The following is a 20,856-nucleotide window of genomic DNA, read 5'->3' on the forward strand; positions in this document are numbered from 1 at the left end:
TTATACCTCCTGTTTACGGAGCAGGATGCAGGCCAGTCCCAGATACAGAACGGCGAATCCGGTTAAAGCTGCATACATCGTGAGAAAGGCAGGAAAGCCGAGCCCTTTGGTAAAACAACCAAGGCTGATAAGTTGGAACCATGAGGCCGGAAAGCAGCGTCCCACATGGTAGGAAATGCCGGTTAAAGTCGAAACGGGATACAGTAGTCCCGAAAAATTGACCGCAGGAATCAAGCACAGGATGGCGGTGCCAAAAATGGCTGCCACTTGAGAGCTGACAAAGGTAGAGATTAAAAGCCCAAGGCCTGTTGCGGCCAGATTATATAAGAGAGCCCCTAAGGTGAGAGCCAAAAAAGAGCCTTTTAAGGGAACACCAAGAAGCGTGACCGACAACACGACTAGCGATAAATAGGCAAACATCGCAATCGCAACATAGGGCAACTGTTTTCCGATAAGATATTGTCGGGTTGATGCCGGAGATGCGTAGAGATTGACGATTGAGCCAATTTCTTTTTCACGTACAACCCCAAGAGCCGTTAACATTGTCGGAATAAGGATCAAAGCCAGCATGATGGTATCAGGTACCATCGTATAAATACTGAGAAATTCCTGATTATAGACAAATCGAGGTTCGATAGAAAAAGGCAATGTCGAAGGCCCTTTATGCGTTAATTGCTGTGCCGATAATTGCGCATATTGCAGCAGAGCATTGGTCGCATAGGATTGAATATTGGCACCGAGAAAAGGCATGGCACCGCTGATACCAATACCGATAGCAGGATGCCGTCCGGCTTCGATATCTCGTCCATATCCGGCAGGGATATCGAGTGTCATTTGCGCTGTCCCATCGCTGAGACGCTTGTTCATTTGAGCGATACCGGAAGACGCCGCCGTTTCTGTAAAATAGGACGAACCTTGAAAAACCTTGACCAAGGCACGGCTTTCATTGGTTTGATCCTGATCACAGACCGTAAAGCTGATTTTGTTGACGTCGAAAGAAATACTATATGCCGACACCAGCAACAAAATAATGGGTCCCGCAATCGCAAAAGCCAGCCGTAATCTGTCCCTTAATAATTCAATCGTTTCCCGTCTGGCAAAAGCCCAAGTATAGGATAGCCATTGCGACAGTGACGAAGGAGCCTTTTTGGACGAATGAGACGAAATATTTTGTAGTGAATTCTGTGGCGTAGTTGTGTTGTTCTTATTGTCTTTATCTTGTGACATCTGATCTTGAAGATAGTCGATAAAGGCGGCTTCTAAGGATTTTTCACCCCGCTTTTGCATGAGCTCTTCAGGCGTGCCGACCGCGAGAACATGGCCGCGATGCATTAACGAAATACGATCGCAGCAGGCCGCTTCATTCATGAAATGGGTCGATACAAAAATCGTGACATGCTTGTTACGGGAAAGGTCGATCAAATGATGCCAGAACATATCCCGAGCCGCTGGATCAACGCCGGAGGTCGGTTCATCCAGAATAAGAATATCAGGCGTATTGATACAAGCGGCGGCAAGCTGCAACCGTTGCCGGATACCTAAAGGTAAGTCAGCTGGACTGATATTGGCAAAGGGGCGCAATTCAAAATCATCGAGCGAATTATCTACGCGTTCTTCGGTTTCTTTCTCAGCGACCCGATAAAGACGCGATTGGAGCACCAGATTTTGTCTGACCGTTAATTCCTCGTATAACGAGAAAGCCTGAGACATATAGCCGATCCGCATGCGCGTATTGAGATCGCTGCTGGAAACGGGTTTGCCGAATAACTTGGCCGTACCGCTGGTTGCATCCAGCAAGCCAGTCAACATTTTCATCGTCGTCGATTTGCCGCAACCGTTGGAACCTAGAAAACCAAAAATTTCGCCACGTCCGATACGGAAACTGACATTATCAACCGCCGTAAAAGAGCCAAAACGGCAAGTTAATCCATTGGCTTCAATGGCGGGCTCTGAATCACTATTTTGATAGGGTGGAATCGAAAAACCGCTGGCTTGCGTGCGTTTTTCTTCTGGAAGAAGAGAAATATAGGCTTTCTCGACAGTGGGTTGTCCGGTCTTTTTTAAAATATCATCGGTTTGTCCACTTGCCAGAATTTTTCCGTCATCCATCGCCACAAGCCATGAAAAACGGGCGGCTTCTTCCATATAGGCGGTCGAAACGATAACCGTCATAGAAGGATTGCCCGCCTGTAGCGTATCGACCAATTCCCAAAATTGTTGCCGCGACAAAGGATCGACACCTGTTGTCGGTTCATCAAGGATAAGCAGGTCAGGATTATGGACAAGGGCGCAGCAAAGGCTGACCTTTTGTTTCATACCGCCCGATAGCTTCCCGGCGGGACGGTCAAAAAAAGGCGCAAGGCTGGTGGCTTCTAATAGCTGGGTGATACGAGCATGACGAAATTCGGCATCGAGCCCGAATAGCCGTGCGAAAAAGTCGATATTTTCTTGGATAGATAAGGTCGGATAGAGGTTATGCCCTAAGCCCTGTGGCATAAATGCGACCCGAGGCAAAACCGCTTCGCGCTGTTTTTTTTGACCTATATCTGCCCCAAGGGTGATAACCTTGCCTTTTTGTAGACGTTTGACACCAGCAATGATGCCCAAAAGGGTAGATTTGCCGACACCATCAGGCCCAACCAATCCGATTGTTTTCCCCGCGGGTAAATCTAGAGAGATTTGGCGCAAGGCTTCATTCTGGCCATAATAATGGCTTAGATCGTGGATAGAAACAGCCGGATCGGAACCGGCAAAACTTTCTGCCATCGTATCATCCCCGATCCTGCTTTAAGGTCGGCCATTGGGCAGAAGGATCGGTTCGGACATAGCCGATGCCGGTCATGCCAGCCTTTAAAATACCGTCAAGATTACGGATGGTATCAGGCATGATGCGAAGCTTGACACGGTAGACCAGTTTTTCCCGTTCGGTTTTTGTTTCGACAAATTTAGGCGTGAATTGAGCTTCGGGAGAGACGAAAGAGATTCGTGCCGGAATGAGCGTTTTGTTCAAAGCATCCAGTTTTATGCGTGCCTCATCACCGACATGTAGCTTGCCTGCGACGGCAGATTCGAAGAACACCGTCAAATAAATATCCGAAGGATCAAGCAAGGAAGCCAGTCTGCCGCCCTGACCGAGTACAGAACCTTGTTCCGCCACTCGATATTCGATTTGTCCACTGACAGGGGCGCGAATAGTCATTTCAGCAAGCGTTGCATCTAACCGAGCGATCTGTGCCGAGGCGGCTTTTACGGCTTCTTTCGCAGCGGCCACACTATGTTGGCTGGCTTGTTCTGAAAGGCTGCGGGTGGTGTAGGCGGTCTGGCTGTTTTGTAACTCCATATCCGAAACCAGTGACTGAGATGCCATCTGTTTTGTATGCATCAGTTCCTTTGCGGCCAAAGCCGCCGCAGCATGTGCTGCTGCCTGTTCGGCTTCTGCACGATGCACCGATTCTTGTGCTTGTTCTAGATTGGCTTGTGCGGCATCCCGTTGAGCGCGTGTTTCGGCATCATCCTGTTGCGCGAGTATCTGTCCTGATTTGACCAAATCGCCTTCATTAAAGGACAGTTCGTTAATGCGTCCGGCATATTTGGCGGCAATATCAAAGCGAGTCATTTCCAGCCGCCCGTTGCTGCCTTCTATATGGGGCGGCAGGTCATTTTTATGTTCAAAATAATGCCATAGGCGGAAACCCGCTAGGGCAACACAAAGCACCAGAATACATCCGAGAATAACCCACAGCTTACCAGACTTGTGAGGCGGGGCCTGTTCCGATGAAGGCTGTGGTTTGGAGGCGTCTTTTTTCTGGTTTTCCATGTCATAAAACTTTTATTTTGTATTATGTTAAATAAGAAATAATCAAATATGTACTGTGGAGTATCATTGATAAAAAATATGACAAGCCATAATTTTTTAAAAATATAGTGTAATTTTAATTATTTATTCTTCTACTGATCTGAATATTCAATTAGATATATTTTGAAACAATGAAATTCTGTAGAAGAGATGAGTTTTTGGAAAAGTAAAGGTAAAGTCGACACCCTGTCTCTCTATTGCGGGAAGAGAACACCGACAAAGCTTGAATTTTAGGCATAATAAAGCATTGCGCCCCTGTATATTTGGGGCGCATTCAGGCAAAAATATTCTGAAAATGAAGCGCTATTATTTCGTTTTTTTATTAATTTTTGGACTGCGAACAGCGGTTTTATAGCTGGAAGGGACGCAGGGGATTTCTTTTTGCATAAGAGCGTTACAACTTTCCTGTGCCTCTTTGGCAGAGGAAAAACCCGTGAGTAGCAAGCGGTAAACCGGACTGCCTGATTCGCTGTAGGTTATTATCTTGTATTTGGCAGCGACAGGCCATTTTGCCTGTATAGTTCTTAGCATTTTATTGCTTTGGTCAGTGACCGCTGGAGATATCGGTAATTTATGCGTTGCCAATTGAACTGCAGGAGAGGTCACCATATGGCAAGATTGGGTGGTTGATATACTGGATGGGCAGTCCTGACCTATCAGCTTGTCTTCTTTTTTAGAATACGCGGCTTCTTTTAAGGCAAGCTTGTCTTTCAATGGAGTGTCTTTTCTATCCGTCGGATTGGAAGAGGGCAGAGACACCGGCTTGGATGGATTGGTTTTCTTGCTGTTTTCAGCAAGGATTTCTTTCATCGGCAGATTGAGCGGCTTTTTGGTGGCTATTTCTGTCTGGGTGATTTGCGATCGTGGGGTCGTTTTTTCTTTTTCTGCGGCAATGGGAGCGATTACGGGATCGTCGCTGTTCGATCGGTGAGTATCGTTATTGGTGACTGGTTTTTCCGCGGGAACAGCATTTTGGGCAGAAGACGGTAAATCTATTTCGGCGATAGTGGATGGCGCAGACGGATTAGAAGGCGTTGTCGTCACGGGAGCGGGTAAGGCAGCTGGCTGTGTGCTGCCTTGGGGCGCAGGCGCAACTTCAGTTGGCTTTGCCAGAATGACCGGTTGTTGCGTAGGTATGATCGCCGGTTTTTGCTGTGCGGTAGAAGGTGTGACTGTAACGGGTGACGATGCGGTAGCTGGGCTAGGCATCAGGGGGGGGGGCGCGACAGCTGCGACTGTTTTTGGCGAAGTGACTGAAACTGCGGCGGTGGTTGTTGCCTGTGCTGGAGAAAGAAAACCGTAATCTTTCGCGGGTGGAACGCCGATAAAAGCCTGAAGTTGCAGCGCGCCATTCTTTTCACGAGTAATGCGGCTCCACTGGGTCAGTCTGGCATTGACCTGATCGGCGGGTAAATCTTGCCCTGCCATTTTAGATCCGTCATTCCAACGTTCAGCCATAACATAAGCAAAGGCTAAGTTTTGGCGGAGTCTGGCGGAGTTTGAAGGCGAAGATAAAAGAGGTTCCATTTTTGCAATGGCTTCGGTCGGTTCCCCCGCCAAGGCCAAAGCCAATCCGAGATCGACAGGGGATACCTTGGTTATCGGTGCCAGAATACGTTGCGCGGCATTTTTGTTATTCGTGCCGATAGCAGCCAGCGCCATATAAAGGCGGGCTTTATCGTTAGAAGGTTCGCGCGCAACCAGTTTATTCAGGCATTGCCACGCCGAAATATAGCGTCCCGCCATCAAATAAGCGCGCCCCAGCTTGAACTGAGCTTCTGAATTATCAGGCTGTTGACGGAATGCCTGCTCTGCGCTCGTGACCGCAGAAAAGCGGTCGCTGACGATATCGGCAGAGCATAATGTCGCACCGAGAACGAAGGTTGAGGCAATAGTCGTTATTTTCAGAAAAGCGTTCAAAATAGGGCTCTTTTTAGCAAAGCGGGGAGAATTATCCTACAGAGGACATGTTGTTTATTCGAAGGCCACCTTACAATCGAAAATCACCTATTAAAGAGGTGAGATAGCTTGTTTCAAGACCGTCCTGAAAGATAAAAAGAGCCGTCTGGAACAAGCTATCTCGAGGCAAGCCTATAAGCGTAAACCGCTAGTTTCAGGGCAACCTGCCATCAGGTTGATATTTTGCACAGCGGCACCAGCAGCCCCTTTTCCGAGATTATCGAGGGCCGCGACCAACAAAATTTGTCCGGTATCTTCATTGCCGAAAATGAATAATTCCATCCGATCAGTATCCGCACAATGTTCGATTTCAATCTGCGACATATCGGTGGATTGCGACAAGGGGCGGACTTGGATGGTGGCGGAATCCTGATGATGCGCTGCCATAACCTGATAGATATCGTCGAGGCTGACCTTTTGGGATAATAAACCTGCCGATAAAGGCACATGCACAAGCATACCACGATAGCAGGGCGCCACCGCCGGAGAGAAAATCGGCGGCATGGTTAAACCAGCATGATGCTGCATTTCTGGAATATGTTTATGTTTGAGAGAAAGCGCATAGCTTTTGAAAGCAGAGGGTTTCTCGCCGGATTCATAGCTTTCGATCATTTTCCGTCCACCGCCGGAATAGCCGGAGACGGCATGAACCGTGAGCAATTGTTGATCGGAGATAAGCGCCGCTTCGGTCAGGGGGCGAACCAAAGACAAAAAGCCGCTGGGATAGCAGCCAGGATTGGCCACAAGCCGTGCAGATTGGATACGTTCTTTTTGGTTTTTGGTCAGTTCAGGTAAGCCATAGACCCAATCTTTGGCTGTCCGATGGGCCGTTGAGGCATCAACAATCCGCGTTTTTGGATTTTTGACCATCGAGACCGCTTCTTTTGCGGCATCATCCGGCAGGCATAAAACAACGATATCAGCCTGATTTAAAGCTTCTTCTCGTGCGTTTTTGTTTTTGCGGTCTTCTTCGCTTAGCGTGATAATCGAAAATTCAGGCCGGCTAGCCAGTCTTTGGCGAATTTCAAGGCCGGTCGTACCCGCGCCACCATCAATAAAAAGAGCAGTCATAATATTATAATCTCCGCCGTGCCAGAATAGGCGAGGGGTGTGTCTGTGATAAGCGTGTAACAACATCTGACAAAGCTTCAAGCGTCACACTCATCGAGAAGGCATTGGCATGAAGCAGCGTTTTTTCATCTGCCATAATACCGACATGGCCTGAAAAGAAGATATAATCACCGCGCAATAAAGGGCTATCCGAAGGGATTTCGCTTCCCAAAAGGCTACGCTGCATATCGCTGTCACGGGGGGCTTTTCGTCCGGTCATAAGCAGGCTGAGTTGAACAAGGCCGGAGCAATCAATACCACCCGCACCGCGTCCGCCCCAAAGATAGGGTAAACCGACCATCTTTTCCGCAAAGGTTACCGGATCAGAGTTTTCTTTGCCTAAATCATCTGACAAGCAGCAATGACGTTTATGGATGTATCCGGCTTCGCTTTTGATGAAATCGCCATCTTCTTCGCCTTGAAAACTGCTTCCTAAAGACCAGAAGTGAAGGGGATGTGATTTGATGTCAGCTTGTAAAAAAACGATCGTTTGCATGGCAGTCACAATATAAGAGGATTTATCCTCTAAAAGAGAAGCCGTGGATAAGGCCTTTAAGGGCAAATAGCCGACATAATGATCGGCAAGACTGTAACCCCAGACCCAGTTATCCGATATTTCTAGAACAGCGAAAGCTTCACCAGGTAAAAGTTGGCTGACGGATGGGCTATCATCGCTAAGGCTTTTTTGCACAAGGCAGGCGGTTGACCCGCAATAACGAATAATAGGTTTGACGTAGTGAGAAGAAAAAACACTTCCGGCTAAAGCAATATCAGCCAACCCGTCTTTAAAAGCATGGGTTCGAGGGTCTAGGGAAGATGATTTCTGCGTAAGACAAAAAACAGGTATTTCTTTTTTAACTTTGGTCATCTTCCCTCGTCCTCACTCTATAAGCCTATTGAATAAAAAGGTGTTCCTATCTCCTGATATTCCTAGATAAATTAATCAAACATTATTCTAATTATAAAAAATTTTTACCCGTTTTGGATGAAGCGCGTTTTCAACATCTGCCAAGCGGCACGCAGTCCATAAGCTGCACCGCCTTTGGGACGACCCGCTTTGGGAGCAGCTTGCCATGCGAAGGTGTCAAAATGCGCCCATTTGATGGAGTCACCGACAAATTCTTGCAAGAACAAGGCTGCTGTAATCGCGCCAGCCATGCCGCCACTGCCTGCGTTATTGATATCGGCTATCGTGGATTTCAGCATGGTCAGATAGTCAGCCCATAAAGGCAGTCGCCATAACGGGTCTTCGACCTTGTTTCCGGCATCGGCAAGCTGTTGTGCCAATTGGTCATCATTTGAGAAGAGGGCCGGTAGATTGGGACCTAAAGCGACACGAGCAGCGCCCGTCAGGGTGGCAAAGTCGATAATCAGTTCAGGCTGGGGCTCGCTAGCTTTGGTCAAGGCATCGCCTAAGACCAAACGGCCTTCAGCATCGGTATTGCCGATTTCAACCGTGGTGCCTTTCCGGCTGTTCAGTACATCACCCGGACGCATGGCATCGCCCGAAACAGCATTTTCAACGGCTGGAATGACCATATGCAGCCGAACAGGAAGCTTCATCGCCATAATCAGATAGGCCAATGCCAAGGCATGGGCTGCGCCCCCCATGTCTTTTTTCATCAAAAGCATTGAAGAAGACGGTTTGATATCCAGTCCGCCGGAATCAAAGCAGACGCCTTTACCGACAATAGCTATTCTGGGGTGATCGGCACGTCCCCATTGCAATTCGATCAGGCGCGGCGCTCTATGTGGGGCGGCGGCACGTCCGACAGCCGCGACCATAGGATAATTGCTGTCCAATTCTTTGCCATGGGTGGTCGTAACAATTGCCTGAAAAACGGTTGCAATTTCTTCCACAGCCTTTTGCAATTCAGCAGGCCCGCAATCGCAAGAGGGCGTATCGACCAGATCACGCACCAAAGCGGTGGCTTCGGCTTGGGCGACGATTTCATCAACGAGGCTTTGATCTGCATCCACCAACAGGACACAAGAACGACGGGCAGGCGGATCAGAACGATAACGGTCGAAATGATGCTGTGCCAGCAACCATCCAAGGGCGAGCCGTTCGACATTACCAGAGCGCAGACGATAAGTGCCTTCGGGTAACAGACTGGCCAGCTTTGCCAGATCCCAGATTGAGTTATTTTCGCTGACACCGACTAAAATCTGCGCCGGTTGTTTGTCATTAGCAGGTAACAGCAAGGATTCACCGGCCTGACCGGAAAAATGCGCTAATTGGGCAGCGGTCGCAAAATCGGCATTGTTTTTGGCTAACAATATTTCGAATTCGTCAGACGTGACCGGTATTATTTCTTGTGCCGGTTGTCCTTTATCGACTGCCAGTAAAGATTTAAACAGACGCATTTTTACGCTCCTTTAGACATTTTGAAATAATAAAAAATTACTATTTCAAAATGTTCTGAAATCCGGTTTTCTTTTATAATTCATAATTAGAATTTTAAAAAAGATATAAAAGGCAGATACCCGCTGTTACCTGCGTAACTTTACGATATCGCTACACCGAAAAGATCATGTTCATCGGCATCTTCGACACGGACAGTGACGATGTCGCCGATTTGCAGATTTTCAGCATCGCGAAGATGGACTTCACCATCAATTTCAGGGGCATCAGCATAGCTGCGCCCTGAAGCACCGCCTTCGCCATCAGTGCGGTCGATGATGGTAGGAATATCGCGTCCGATTTTTGCCTGTAATTTGGCAGCCGAGATATGAGCTGCTTTTTCCATCAGGCGTTGATAGCGTTCTTCTTTGACTTCTTCGGGAACCGCGCCCTCGAAAGCATTGGCAGCAGCGCCTGCGACCGCTTCAAAGCGGAAAGCACCCACGCGATCGAGTTGGGCTTCATCCATCCAATCCAGAAGATATTGGAAATCTTGTTCCGTTTCACCCGGAAATCCGACTACAAAGCTGGAACGAAGGGCGATATCCGGCACCATTTCGCGCCATTTTGCGATGCGGTCGAGGATTTTGACTTCATTCGCCGGACGTTTCATCTGTTTTAAAACAGAGGGAGACGCATGTTGGAACGGAATATCCAAATAAGGCAGGATAAGGCCGTCAGCCATTAACGGAATCAGTTGGTCAACATGGGGGTAGGGATAGACATAATGCAATCTGACCCATGCGCCTAATTCACCCAATCCCCGTGCAAGATCAGTGAGGTCAGCCCTGACCATCCGGTCTTTCCAGCGATATTCTTGGTGACGGAGATCAACACCATAGGCTGAGCTATCTTGTCCGATAACCAGCAATTCTTTGGTGCCAGCGGCGACCAACTTTTCAGCTTCCCGCAAAATAGCATCTGCCCGACGCGAGACTAGATCACCACGCAGGGAAGGGATGATGCAAAAGCTGCAACGATGGTTACAACCTTCAGATATTTTCAGATAGCTGTAGTGACGAGGCGTTAATTTTAAGCCCTGTTCCGGCACCAGATCGAGATAAGGCGAGGCTTCGATCGGGGCTGCGTCATGCACCGCCGACACAACCTCTTCATATTGTTGCGGCCCTGTGATGGCGAGAATATCAGGGAAGCGCTCCCGAATGCGATCAGATTCATGACCAAGGCAGCCGGTAACAATCACCCGACCATTTTCGGCAATGGCTTCGCCAATAGCATCGAGGCTTTCTTCCTTGGCGGAATCGATAAATCCGCAAGTATTGACCAAGACCACATCGGCATCATCATATTGCGAAGAGAGGTCATAGCCTTCCGAACGTAACTTTGTAAGAATACGTTCGCTATCGACCAAGGCTTTCGGACAGCCCAAGGAGACCATGCCGATTTTCGGAGAGGATGGGAGTTTTTTTATCATGTATGGATAGCCAATAAATTATTGCCGTTTTCTTGGCGAGAGGTTTTCTGAAAGCCTGCTTAATAGTCTGTGCCTATATCCATCCCGACCAAAATATGTAGATATAAGGCGAGATATTCTCAATCAGCCTGAAAAAAGGCATCAATCTATGGCTCAAAAGAATCTTTGAAGCCGGATATTCGATAGGTTTTATCAGAAGATAAAGCGTTTTTTACTTAGCTTACCTTGGTGATAAAATCTTCTGCTATTTCGGTCAGCCGTTGCACATCGCCTTTGAGAAGCAGAATCTTGATCTTTGAATGTTCACCGGATTCAATGCTGACCGCGCTTTTGGGAACAGAAAAGCTTTTTGATAGATAGGCCATCAGATTTTTATTGGAAGCGCCTTCAACCGGAGGGGCTGCAACACGGATACGGAACAACCCCCGTCCGGCGCTATCTTTATCAAGCTGGGTAATGCCTGTTTTGCTGGCGCGGGCAGTCACCCGAAGCGCCAGACGGATACCGTTTTCCACAGGGGTATAGGGTAATTCTTCGTTCTGCGTTGTCTCTGGTTGTGTCATAGGACTTCTTATAATCAATAAACCGCTTGCGTAAAATACAGGCCATCTGGTGGGGCGTTAAATCCCAAGGCAGCACGGTTGCAGGCTTCCAAAGCGGTGGTCATGTCATCGGCTGTCCATTGGCCTTGGCCGACCAAAACGAGGCAACCGACCATTGAGCGCACCTGATGATGGAGAAAAGAACGGGCCGCCGCGATGATTTCGATTTCATCGCCATTCCGTCTGACCTCGAGACGATCAAGCGTTTTGACCGGACTTCTTGACTGGCAATGCACCGATCGGAAAGTCGTAAAATCATGAAGGCCGATCAGTCTTTTTGCGGCGACGTCCATGGCGTCTGCATCAAGCGGTTTGATGACATGCCACGCCCGTCCGGCTTCCAATGTCAGCGGTGGTCGTCGATTGATAATCCGATAAAGATAGCGGCGACCAATACAGGAAAAGCGGGCATGCCATTCGGGATCGACCTCTTCACAGGATAAAATCGCAATCGGGCGAGGTTTTAGACGTGCATTGAGCGCTTCCATAAGGCGAAAAGGCGTAAATTCGCGGGCAACATCAATATGAGCGGTCATCGCCAAGCCATGCACACCGGCATCCGTTCGACCGGCAGCCATAACAGGTGTTGGTTGTCCAGCGATAGAGGCACCAGCTTCTTCGATAGAGCCCTGTATGGTTGCCCCGTGTTTTTGCCTTTGCCATCCCATGAAATTGCGGCCATCAAATTCGACCGTTAGACGAAAACGGGTCATGAAATTTGGGTTCCGCGCTGAATTGAAAATCCACGAAGCATATCTTCCAGCTTCATAGCTTTACGTCCGGCACGTTGGACAATGACGGGTTGAAGAGAATCTGTTCCGCAGCCGATAAGCAGATTGTCGTCGAGAATTTCGCCAACATTACCCGCCTGATTTTTGACGGCGGCTTCCAAAACCCGAATTCTTTCTTCGTTATAGAGGAAAAAAGCGCCCGGTTTTGAGGCAAAAGCTCGAACTTGTCTTTCGGCCTGCACCGCGCCTTTTGAAAAATCGAGTAAGGCCTCGCTTTTGTCAATTTTGGCGGCGTAGCTTTCACCGCTTTCAGGCTGTGGAACGGGGGGGTGATTTTCCGGCTGTGCCAGAAATTCCACCATCAAATTTGCGCCGATCTCTGCAATTTCATCAGATAAAAATTCAGCGGTTTTATGGTCTATCGGGGTTTTTGCAACTTTAAGCATTGCACCCGTATCAAGCCCGCGATCCATTTGCATAATAGTGACGCCGGTTTCGGTGTCGCCTGCGAGAATTGCCCGTTGCACTGGCGCTGCACCACGCCATTTAGGCAAAAGAGAGCCATGGACATTCAAACAGCCAAGACGCGGCATTTCCAAAATGGCTTTGGGTAACAAAAGGCCATAAGCCGCAACGACTGCGACATCGGCTTGATGCGCGGCAAATTGGCTTTGCGTTTCGGCATCTTTCAGCGAAACCGGCGTATGCACCGCCAATCCCAGTTCGGTTGCCCGCTTTTCAACCGGAGACGGGCGGGGTGCTTTTCCCCGTCCAGCCGGTCGGGCTGGCTGGGAATAGACAGCCACTATTTCATGTCCGGCATCAACCAGAGCATTCAATGTCGGTAGAGCGAAATCGGGAGTTCCCATAAAAATAATTTTCATGCTGCGAGAAAAAGCGCGCATGGAGAAATATTGCAAGCGATGAATAGCGGTAATTTTACAAATACTAAAAAAATAACCGTGTTTTTGCCCTTTTATCTAGGGGAAACGGACTACCGATTTTTATATAAATGTTTATCTGATAAAGGATGTCTGCTTCTCCTATAGAAAACCTTATCAAAAGTCTGGCTTGTCTGCCGGGGTTGGGCCCTCGGTCTGCGCGGCGGGCAGCGCTGTATCTGATTAAAAAGAAAGAAACCGCGCTTTATAATCTTGCACAGGCCTTGGACGCGGTGCAGGAGTCGCTGGTTGTCTGTCCTGAATGCGGGAATATCGATACCAGCAATCCTTGTTCGGTCTGTTCCGATCCCAAGCGGGATGATTCTTTACTTTGTGTCGTTGAGGAAGTAGCCGATTTATGGGCGCTTGACCGTTCTCGTTTATTTTCGGGACGTTTCCACGTTCTTGGTGGCCGATTATCGGCGTTGGATGGCATTACCCCTGATGATCTGACGATAGAGTCTTTGGTAGAGCGTGTGCGGTCTGGAAAAATCAAAGAGGTTGTGCTGGCTATGAATGCAACGTTAGAAGGGCAAACAACCGCACATTATATTACAGATCGGTTGGAAAATTATCCGGTACGGATTACCCAACTGGCTCATGGTCTGCCTGTAGGAGGGGAGCTTGACTATTTAGACGATGGCACCTTGGCGCAAGCTTTGCGTGCTAGACGACCCGTATCCTGAAATCTATTTTGAGAAAGTAATTATGGCTTTACTGCCCATTCTGGAAGTTCCCGATCCCCGTTTGCGTGAAAAATCGACACCGGTTGAGGTCTTCGACGATAATTTGCAGCGTTTGATCGATGACATGTTCGAAACCATGTATAAAGCCCCCGGTATCGGGTTGGCTGCTATTCAGGTTGGCGTGGCCAAAAGATTATTGGTTATCGATTTGCAGCAGCCCGAAGAAGAAGGTGGCGAAGCCAAACGCAATCCGTTGGTTTTCATCAATCCGGAATTAACGCCGGAAGGTGAAGAAAAACGCCTCTATACCGAAGGTTGTTTGTCGGTACCCGATCAATATGGCGAAGTAAGACGGCCAACGACGATTCACGCCAAATGGCTTGATCGTGATGGGAAAGCCCATGGCGAACGCATTGACGGCATGTTGGCGACCTGTCTCCAGCATGAGATGGATCATCTGGAAGGCATTCTATTCATTGACCATTTGTCACGGTTAAAGCGTGGCATGTTGATGAAAAAGTTGGTCAAAGAACGCAAATTGCGGGAAGAATCGTCTTATTAATCTCCCCGACAATCAAAAGAAGCTTGTTACCGGAAAGGCTGGATATGGCCATTGATATTCCGGCTTCTTTTTGAAGATGGAATCATGATGACCGTTGTTTTGCCTTTTATCGCCTTTCTGGTCGGGCTGCTTTTTGCAGCCTTGCCATTACTGTTTTTTATCCGGCAGCAGAAAGAAGAACTGAACCGATGGCAGAAGCAAGCGGTTGAATGGGCAAAAACCGAAGAACAAGCAAAAAGAATTCCAGCTTTGGAACAGGCCGCAGAAAGCTGGCGTGAAAAAGCTTCGCAATTGATGGCGGAGCAGGCCGCTAATAAACGCGGTGAAGAAGAGCGCGAAAAAGCTTATCGTCAGCAAATCGAACAATTGAAGGCCACAGAAGAAGCTTTATCGCAAAAATTCGACAGTCTTGCGGCAAAAACTTTGGAAAAGGCGCATGGCCAGTTTTTGGAACAAGCCCAGATGCGCTTTTCAAAATCTGAGAGAGAAGGCGAAGCCAAGCTAGAATTGTTGTTGCAGCCGGTCAAAGACAGCCTGAAACGGTATGAAGAATCAGTGAAGCAGGCAGAACAGCTTCGTCAGACCGAATATGGTAGTCTGACTGCCTTGGTGACAACCATGCGAGAAGGGCAGGAGGCGGTTAAAAACGAGGCCAGCAAGCTGGTAAATGCCTTAAGAACGGCACCAAAAGCCCGTGGGTGTTGGGGGGAACAGCAGCTTCGCAATGTCTTGGAAAGCTGTGGCTTAAGTGAATATGTGGATTTCGAAACCGAAGTCAGCATTAATACGGAAAAAGGCCGGTTAAGACCGGATGCGATTATCAGGATTCCAAATGGTTCTATTCTGGTTGTCGATTCCAAGGTTTCTTTGAACGCTTATCAAGATGCCTATGATGCAGTGGACGAAGATCAGCGTAAACTTTATCTGCAATCCCATAGTAAAGCGATCAAGAACCATATCGATGGGTTGAGCCAGAAGAATTATTGGGATCAGTTTAAAGAAGCCCCCGATTACGTTATCATGTTTATTCCAGGTGAGCATTTTCTGTCTGCGGCGTTAGAGCAGGATCATAATTTATGGGAATATGCCTTTCAAAAGCGGGTTTTATTGGCAACGCCGACTAATTTGATCGCGATAGCGCGCACGGTGGCGGCGGTGTGGCGGCAGGAAGATATTGCCCATAATGCTAGAAAAATTGGGGAATTAGGTAAGGAATTATACGAGCGAATTACCAAGGTTGATACGCATATGCGAGCTTTGGGTAATAGCTTGGAAAACAGCGTCAAAAATTACAATAGATTCGTTGGGTCTTTTGAATCCCGTGTTTTGGTAACTGCTCGAAAATTTCGCGAGCTGAATATCGAAACCAAAGAGCAAGATATCAAAGAGCTGCCAACCTTGGAAATTATGCCACGGGTTGATGATAAGGATTAAAAAAGAGGCTGACTAACGCCAGCCTCTCTATCGAAATTAGTGACCCCGATTGCCCGGCCCACGATCATCATTGCGGGGCCCGTTACGGTCGTTATCCCGACCGATATCGCATTTCATGAATTTGCCCCGGTTGTCACGGCAACGTTTCGGCGGCATTGGTCTGACACCACATTTAACAAAACGGCCACGGCCATCGCGGCAAGGCGCGCTGAATGCCGGCACGGCCGCCGTCGTTACAACGGCTAAAGCGGTTAAAGCTGAGAGTAGAATACGCATTAAAGATTTCTCCTAACAAAGGATCAGCGTCGAAAATGTCATGTGATGACACCTTTGTCGATGAAAAAATCTATCCGAAACGACCCATCTTTTCGATAAGAGTAAATGATGACAAGCTCTGGAACAATAAAAGCCGGATATAAATATCCGGCCTTTATCGGGTTGACTATATTCTGCAAAGAGTAGGGTAAGGTAGAATTAGGACATTAGAGCTCAGCTTTCAGTTTTTGGAGTGTTGGGGATTGGGTTCATCAGTGATGATGCATTCGATGAACGGAATGGTGATGGCAGCATCCTTTTTTACAGTGACACTGACATTTCATTTTTGCTGATCTCGGCGGAGCTGCATCAGCATAGCTTGCCGGTGCCATCGCCAAAATACCCGCTGCAACAAAAAGTGACATTAGATTCCGCATTTTCCTGCCTTCATCCTTCTTAGTGGGTATCTGAAAGTTATCAGAGCTTTTATCGTCTGTCTATTGCAAAATACTATCATTAGCATTTTTATTGAGGTAATTTACTTCACAATAAAATGTTGAATGTTTAATTTTTTTAAATTAACTTGAAAAAAGACGCACATTAACAGGATTTGGCGCTATAAAGCTTATATTATTTTAGAAGTTCCGGTTATTCACCCAAGAATCAACCTCTAAACTGACGCGAGAAAAATATGAGAATTACGCAAGCCTTTACTTTCGAGGCCGCGCATCGTCTCCCGCATGTGCCGGAAACCCATCGCTGCCATCGGTTGCATGGTCATAGTTATCGGGTTGAACTGCGGCTGGAAGGGCCGGTTAATCCCAAAACCGGTTTTGTTGTCGATTTTTTTGATGTTGAGCATATCTTTGGGCCGGTTCTGAAACAGCTCGACCATTATTGCTTGAATGATATTGCGGGATTGGAAAATCCGACAGCTGAACATATCGCGCAATGGATCTGGCGTAAAATCAAAAGTGATCTGCCGCTTTTATCGGCGGTGCTGGTTTATGAAACGCCTCATTGCTGGGCAGAATATCTGGGTGATTAACCTTTCATATTCATATCAGTGTCACATTTTTCTTTTTAATAACTGATCTTAGGGAATTTTCTGGAGATAGCAGGCGTTAGAAGAAATCTTTTTTTCCTGAATATCTCCAGTCCTTTATCCCTCTGTCGTGGGAAGCCAGCTCTGGCAAAAGGCAATTATAATAACCTGAATAAGACGCCCCTATTTGGTTATGGAGAAGGATAAGAATTTTATGCGTATTACTATGATCGGCTCCGGTTATGTTGGGCTGGTTTCAGGTGCCTGCTTTTCTGATTTTGGCCATAACGTCGTCTGTGTTGACCATGACCAGAAAAAATAGAGCTGCTTCAAAAAGGCGTTATGCCGATCTACGAGCCGGGTCTTGCCGATATCGTAGCCAATAACGTTAAAGCCGGGCGGCTTTCCTTCTCCAATGATCTGGCAGCTTCGGTAAAAGATGTCGATGCGGTCTTTATTGCGGTTGGCACACCTTCCCGAAGAGGGGACGGCCATGCGGACTTATCCTATGTATTCGCAGCAGCGCGAGAAATAGCGGCTTCGGTTTCTGATAATACCGTTATTGTTGATAAATCGACGGTGCCGGTTGGAACGGGTGATGAAGTCGAGCGGGTTATTCGAGAAGTTGCCCCCGATCGGAAGATATGGGTGGCCTCTAATCCTGAATTTTTACGGGAAGGTGCGGCTATTGGTGATTTTAAGCGTCCTGACCGGATTGTTATCGGGACAGAACAGCCTGAAGCACGGGAGATTATGCAAGAAATCTACCGTCCACTTTATCTTAATCAGTCGCCGATTCTTTTTACCAGTCGCCGTTCCGCTGAGTTGATCAAATATGCTGCCAATGCATTTTTGGCGACCAAGATCACCTTTATCAACGAAATCGCCGATCTCTGCGAAGTTGTGGGTGGTGATGTTCAAGATGTTGCCCGTGGTATTGGTGCCGATAACCGTATCGGTTCAAAATTTCTTCATGCGGGCCCCGGATATGGCGGCTCTTGCTTCCCCAAAGATACCTTGGCTTTGCTGAAGACGGCTGAAAATTTTGCAACGCCCCTTCGTATTGTAGAATCGGTTGTTACCGCCAATAATATTAGGAAAAGAGCGATGGCACGAAAAGTGGCACGCGCTATCGGTTCAGATATAAGAGGAAAAAAAATCGGGATTTTAGGGCTGACTTTCAAGCCTAATACCGATGATATGCGGGATGCACCTTCCTTGGCTCTTATTCAGGGTTTGGAAGATGCAGGGGCAGTTATTCATGCCTATGATCCAGAAGGTGAAGCGCAGGCACGCCCGTTATTGCCCAATGTGATTTTTGAGGATGAACCTTATAAAGTCGCAGAAGAGGCCGAAGCCTTGGTTATTGTAACAGAATGGGATGCTTTCCGAGCGTTGGATTTAAAGCGTGTCGCTGGATTGTTGAAAAACCCGTTATTGATCGATCTTCGCAATATTTATACCGCAGAAGAAGCTAAAAAGGCTGGCTTGGTTTATCATAGCATTGGCCGTTCCGAGGCTTAATCAGCTTTCAAAACAATTTAATTAAAGAAAAAGGGCCTGAACCGCTGTGGTTCAAGCCCTTTTTTCTGTTCAGCAATATGCGCTGTTTATTGCATCAGTTCCGGCAAGAAGGCTTCGTGAGATTTTCTTAATGTATCCAACGAAACGGCTTGCTTGTTCAAAACCAGATCTTTGCCGCCGGTAACGCCCAAGCGGAAGATAGGCAGACCTGCTTTTTCTGCGGCAGAGACCAAGGCAACAGCATTGGAGGTTGCTACCAGATAGCGTCCCTGATCTTCACCGAAATAATAAGCATGTTCAGGTAAAGTCGTATCATGTGCTTCAACGGTAGCACCGATGTTACCCGCCATAGCCATTTCAGCCAAAGCAACAGCCAAACCACCATCGCTGATATCATGGACAGCGGAAACCATTTTGTCTTGAATCATCGCACGGATAAAATCACCCGTGGATTTTTCTTGAGCCAGATCGACGGTCGGTGCGGTGCCTTCTTCGCGGCCTGCAATCTCCCGCAGCCAGATAGACTGACCCAGATGGCCTTTGCCGCTGTTACCAACCAGATAGATTTCTTCGCCGGTATTTTTAAAAGCAACCGTGGTGCTGTTCTGCCAATTACTAAGAAGGCCGATGCCGCCAATGGTCGGCGTTGGCAAAATGGCAAGGCTGCTGCCATCATCCTGACGGGTTTCATTATAAAGTGAAACATTGCCTGAAACGATCGGCATATCCAAAGCCTTGCAGGCTTCACCGATACCTTTAATCGCGCCGACGATCTGACCCATGATTTCAGGGCGTTCCGGATTACCGAAATTCAGGCAATCGGTTGAAGCCAATGGCAAGGCACCAACGGCCGTCATATTGCGATAACATTCTGCAACCGCCTGCTTACCCCCTTCTTCAGGATCTGCGCGGCAGTAACGTGGGGTAACGTCAACACTCATGGCTAAGGCTTTTTCAGTGCCATGGACTCTGACAACTGCGGCATCACCACCCGGACATTGGACGGTGTCGGCACCGACCATATTGTCATATTGTTCCCATATCCAGCGACGGCTGGCGAGGTCAGGGGAACCAACCAAGGTTACCAGATTGTCAGTGATGGAACCTGAAGGAGGCACGTTGCCCAAAGCTTTGGCTTTGGGCGTTACAACCCAAGGACGATCATAGCAGGGGGCGTTATCGGCCAAAGGTGCCAACGGAATATCGCAAACCGTGTCACCTTTCCATGTCAGAACCATATGTTTGCTGTCGGTGACGCGACCAATGATAGCAAAATCCAGTTCCCATTTTTTGAAGATAGCTTCAGCTTCGGCCTCGCGACCTGGCTTTAAGACCATCAACATGCGTTCCTGTGATTCAGAAAGCATCATTTCATAAGGTGTCATGCCTTCTTCGCGGCAAGGCACCATATCCATATTCAACTCAATGCCGACTTCGCCTTTTGACGCCATTTCAACAGCGGAAGAGGTCAAGCCAGCGGCGCCCATATCCTGAATAGCGACAATGGCATCAGAAGCCATCAATTCGAGGCAGGCTTCAATGAGGAGTTTTTCCGAGAAAGGATCGCCGACCTGAACCGTTGGCCGTTTTTCTTCGGCATCTTTACCAAAATCGGCAGAGGCCATCGTTGCGCCATGAATACCGTCACGGCCTGTTTTTGAACCAACATAAACGATCGGGTTTCCTGCACCCGATGCAGCAGAATAAAAAATCTTGTTAGTTTCTGCAACGCCAACAGTCATGGCGTTAACCAGATTATTACCATCATAGGCTGGATGAAAATTGACTTCACCACCAACGGTTGGAACGCCGACGCAGTTACCATAACCGCCAATACCGGCGACAACACCTGAAACAAGATGAGGGGTTTTGGGGTGCTTCGGACTACCAAAACGGAGTGCGTTCAAATTCGCAACCGGACGGGCACCCATGGTGAAGACATCGCGTAAAATGCCACCGACGCCGGTGGCAGCCCCTTGGTACGGTTCGATATAGCTGGGATGGTTGTGGCTTTCCATTTTAAAAATGGCGGCCTGTCCATCGCCAATATCGACGACACCGGCATTTTCACCGGGCCCGCAGATAACCTGCTGGCCTGTGGTCGGAAGCTCTCTTAAATGTTTGCGTGAACTTTTATAAGAGCAATGTTCTGACCACATGGCAGAGAAAATGCCTAATTCCACCAAATTCGGCGTTCTGCCCAGTGCCTGTTTAATGGTGTCGTATTCTTCGGGGGATAAGCCATGACTGGCCACAGTCTCGGCGGTTATGCTGCTGTTTTCTTCGGTCATATTTTAGCCGATAGCGAAGTG

At 48.0% G+C, this 20,856-nt stretch carries 16 protein-coding genes and 1 pseudogene; 5 read left to right on the forward strand and 12 right to left on the reverse strand.

The genetic code is table 11. The annotated features are described in order from the left end of the window. From rbbA to fmt, 10 genes are all read right to left on the reverse strand, one after another. The gene (gene rbbA, locus FBY58_RS03940) at positions 1-2,766 is read right to left on the reverse strand and encodes a ribosome-associated ATPase/putative transporter RbbA (protein WP_141919587.1); all 2,766 of its coding nucleotides are present in this window, start codon (positions 2,764-2,766) and stop codon (positions 1-3) included. Positions 2,767-2,770: 4 nt separating this feature from the next. Continuing rightward, positions 2,771-3,817, reverse strand: a complete 1,047-nt coding sequence (locus FBY58_RS03945) for an HlyD family secretion protein (protein ID WP_141919588.1) — start codon at positions 3,815-3,817, stop codon at positions 2,771-2,773. 345 nt (positions 3,818-4,162) lie between these two features. Beyond that, entirely contained in the window at positions 4,163-5,776 is a 1,614-nt protein-coding gene (locus FBY58_RS03950; protein WP_141919589.1) for a sporulation protein, read from the reverse strand. Between the two features lie 171 nt (positions 5,777-5,947). Beyond that, entirely contained in the window at positions 5,948-6,886 is a 939-nt protein-coding gene (argC, locus tag FBY58_RS03955; protein WP_141919590.1) for an N-acetyl-gamma-glutamyl-phosphate reductase, read from the reverse strand. Between the two features lie 4 nt (positions 6,887-6,890). Next, a complete protein-coding gene (locus tag FBY58_RS03960) occupies positions 6,891-7,793 on the reverse strand; it encodes an NlpC/P60 family protein (protein WP_141919591.1) in 903 nt (300 codons plus the stop codon). Positions 7,794-7,897: 104 nt separating this feature from the next. After that, positions 7,898-9,292, reverse strand: a complete 1,395-nt coding sequence (locus FBY58_RS03965; RefSeq protein ID WP_141919592.1) for a M17 family metallopeptidase — start codon at positions 9,290-9,292, stop codon at positions 7,898-7,900. Between the two features lie 140 nt (positions 9,293-9,432). Beyond that, a complete protein-coding gene (rimO, locus tag FBY58_RS03970) occupies positions 9,433-10,764 on the reverse strand; it encodes a 30S ribosomal protein S12 methylthiotransferase RimO (RefSeq protein ID WP_141919593.1) in 1,332 nt (443 codons plus the stop codon). A 215-nt stretch (positions 10,765-10,979) separates the two neighbouring features. Next, positions 10,980-11,327, reverse strand: a complete 348-nt coding sequence (locus tag FBY58_RS03975; protein WP_141919594.1) for a DUF167 domain-containing protein — start codon at positions 11,325-11,327, stop codon at positions 10,980-10,982. 14 nt (positions 11,328-11,341) lie between these two features. After that, complete coding sequence (truA, locus tag FBY58_RS03980; protein WP_141919595.1) at positions 11,342-12,079, reverse strand: tRNA pseudouridine(38-40) synthase TruA; 738 nt, start codon at positions 12,077-12,079, stop codon at positions 11,342-11,344. Further along, positions 12,076-12,981, reverse strand: coding sequence for a methionyl-tRNA formyltransferase (fmt, locus tag FBY58_RS03985; RefSeq protein ID WP_185738172.1), 906 nt, complete (start codon positions 12,979-12,981; stop codon positions 12,076-12,078). Before fmt ends, truA begins: the two co-directional genes overlap by 4 nt. A 146-nt stretch (positions 12,982-13,127) precedes the next feature. On the opposite strand from fmt, the gene recR reads away from it, so the two are divergent. From recR to rmuC, 3 genes are all read left to right on the forward strand, one after another. Then, positions 13,128-13,724, forward strand: a complete 597-nt coding sequence (recR, locus tag FBY58_RS03990; protein WP_141919597.1) for a recombination mediator RecR — start codon at positions 13,128-13,130, stop codon at positions 13,722-13,724. Positions 13,725-13,746: 22 nt separating this feature from the next. Next, positions 13,747-14,286, forward strand: a complete 540-nt coding sequence (gene def / locus FBY58_RS03995) for a peptide deformylase (RefSeq protein ID WP_141919598.1) — start codon at positions 13,747-13,749, stop codon at positions 14,284-14,286. Positions 14,287-14,373: 87 nt separating this feature from the next. Further along, positions 14,374-15,720, forward strand: coding sequence for a DNA recombination protein RmuC (gene rmuC / locus FBY58_RS04000; RefSeq protein WP_141920609.1), 1,347 nt, complete (start codon positions 14,374-14,376; stop codon positions 15,718-15,720). A gap of 36 nt (positions 15,721-15,756) precedes the next feature. On the opposite strand, the gene FBY58_RS04005 is transcribed toward rmuC, so the two are convergent. After that, positions 15,757-15,996 carry a hypothetical protein gene (locus FBY58_RS04005; RefSeq protein WP_141919599.1) on the reverse strand — a complete coding sequence of 80 codons (240 nt, stop codon included), beginning with the start codon at positions 15,994-15,996 and terminating at the stop codon, positions 15,757-15,759. A gap of 670 nt (positions 15,997-16,666) precedes the next feature. On the opposite strand from FBY58_RS04005, the gene queD reads away from it, so the two are divergent. Both queD and FBY58_RS04020 read left to right on the forward strand, forming a co-directional pair. Next, complete coding sequence (queD, locus tag FBY58_RS04015) at positions 16,667-17,023, forward strand: 6-carboxytetrahydropterin synthase QueD (protein ID WP_141919600.1); 357 nt, start codon at positions 16,667-16,669, stop codon at positions 17,021-17,023. 211 nt (positions 17,024-17,234) lie between these two features. Beyond that, positions 17,235-18,544 (forward strand): annotated as a pseudogene (locus FBY58_RS04020) (UDP-glucose dehydrogenase family protein). An 86-nt stretch (positions 18,545-18,630) separates the two neighbouring features. Here the strand turns inward: FBY58_RS04020 and purL are convergent. Further along, positions 18,631-20,835, reverse strand: coding sequence for a phosphoribosylformylglycinamidine synthase subunit PurL (purL, locus tag FBY58_RS04025; RefSeq protein WP_141919601.1), 2,205 nt, complete (start codon positions 20,833-20,835; stop codon positions 18,631-18,633). Positions 20,836-20,856: the final 21 nt, after the last annotated feature.

The sequence above is a fragment of the Zymomonas mobilis genome, from assembly GCF_006715975.1.
Classification (GTDB): Bacteria; Pseudomonadota; Alphaproteobacteria; order Sphingomonadales; family Sphingomonadaceae; genus Zymomonas; species Zymomonas mobilis_B.

What these genes read in the sequence shown, in the direction of transcription:
- rbbA (WP_141919587.1), bottom strand. Translation starts at nt 2,766, where the DNA reads ATGGCAGAAAGTTTTGCCGGTTCCGATCCGGCTGTTTCTATCCACGAT.
- FBY58_RS03945 (WP_141919588.1), bottom strand. Translation starts at nt 3,817, where the DNA reads ATGGAAAACCAGAAAAAAGACGCCTCCAAACCACAGCCTTCATCGGAA.
- argC (WP_141919590.1), bottom strand. Translation starts at nt 6,886, where the DNA reads ATGACTGCTCTTTTTATTGATGGTGGCGCGGGTACGACCGGCCTTGAA.
- FBY58_RS03960 (WP_141919591.1), bottom strand. Translation starts at nt 7,793, where the DNA reads ATGACCAAAGTTAAAAAAGAAATACCTGTTTTTTGTCTTACGCAGAAA.
- FBY58_RS03965 (WP_141919592.1), bottom strand. Translation starts at nt 9,292, where the DNA reads ATGCGTCTGTTTAAATCTTTACTGGCAGTCGATAAAGGACAACCGGCA.
- rimO (WP_141919593.1), bottom strand. Translation starts at nt 10,764, where the DNA reads ATGATAAAAAAACTCCCATCCTCTCCGAAAATCGGCATGGTCTCCTTG.
- FBY58_RS03975 (WP_141919594.1), bottom strand. Translation starts at nt 11,327, where the DNA reads ATGACACAACCAGAGACAACGCAGAACGAAGAATTACCCTATACCCCT.
- truA (WP_141919595.1), bottom strand. Translation starts at nt 12,079, where the DNA reads ATGACCCGTTTTCGTCTAACGGTCGAATTTGATGGCCGCAATTTCATG.
- fmt (WP_185738172.1), bottom strand. Translation starts at nt 12,981, where the DNA reads ATGAAAATTATTTTTATGGGAACTCCCGATTTCGCTCTACCGACATTG.
- recR (WP_141919597.1), top strand. Translation starts at nt 13,128, where the DNA reads ATGTCTGCTTCTCCTATAGAAAACCTTATCAAAAGTCTGGCTTGTCTG.
- def (WP_141919598.1), top strand. Translation starts at nt 13,747, where the DNA reads ATGGCTTTACTGCCCATTCTGGAAGTTCCCGATCCCCGTTTGCGTGAA.
- rmuC (WP_141920609.1), top strand. Translation starts at nt 14,374, where the DNA reads ATGACCGTTGTTTTGCCTTTTATCGCCTTTCTGGTCGGGCTGCTTTTT.
- FBY58_RS04005 (WP_141919599.1), bottom strand. Translation starts at nt 15,996, where the DNA reads ATGCGTATTCTACTCTCAGCTTTAACCGCTTTAGCCGTTGTAACGACG.
- queD (WP_141919600.1), top strand. Translation starts at nt 16,667, where the DNA reads ATGAGAATTACGCAAGCCTTTACTTTCGAGGCCGCGCATCGTCTCCCG.
- purL (WP_141919601.1), bottom strand. Translation starts at nt 20,835, where the DNA reads ATGACCGAAGAAAACAGCAGCATAACCGCCGAGACTGTGGCCAGTCAT.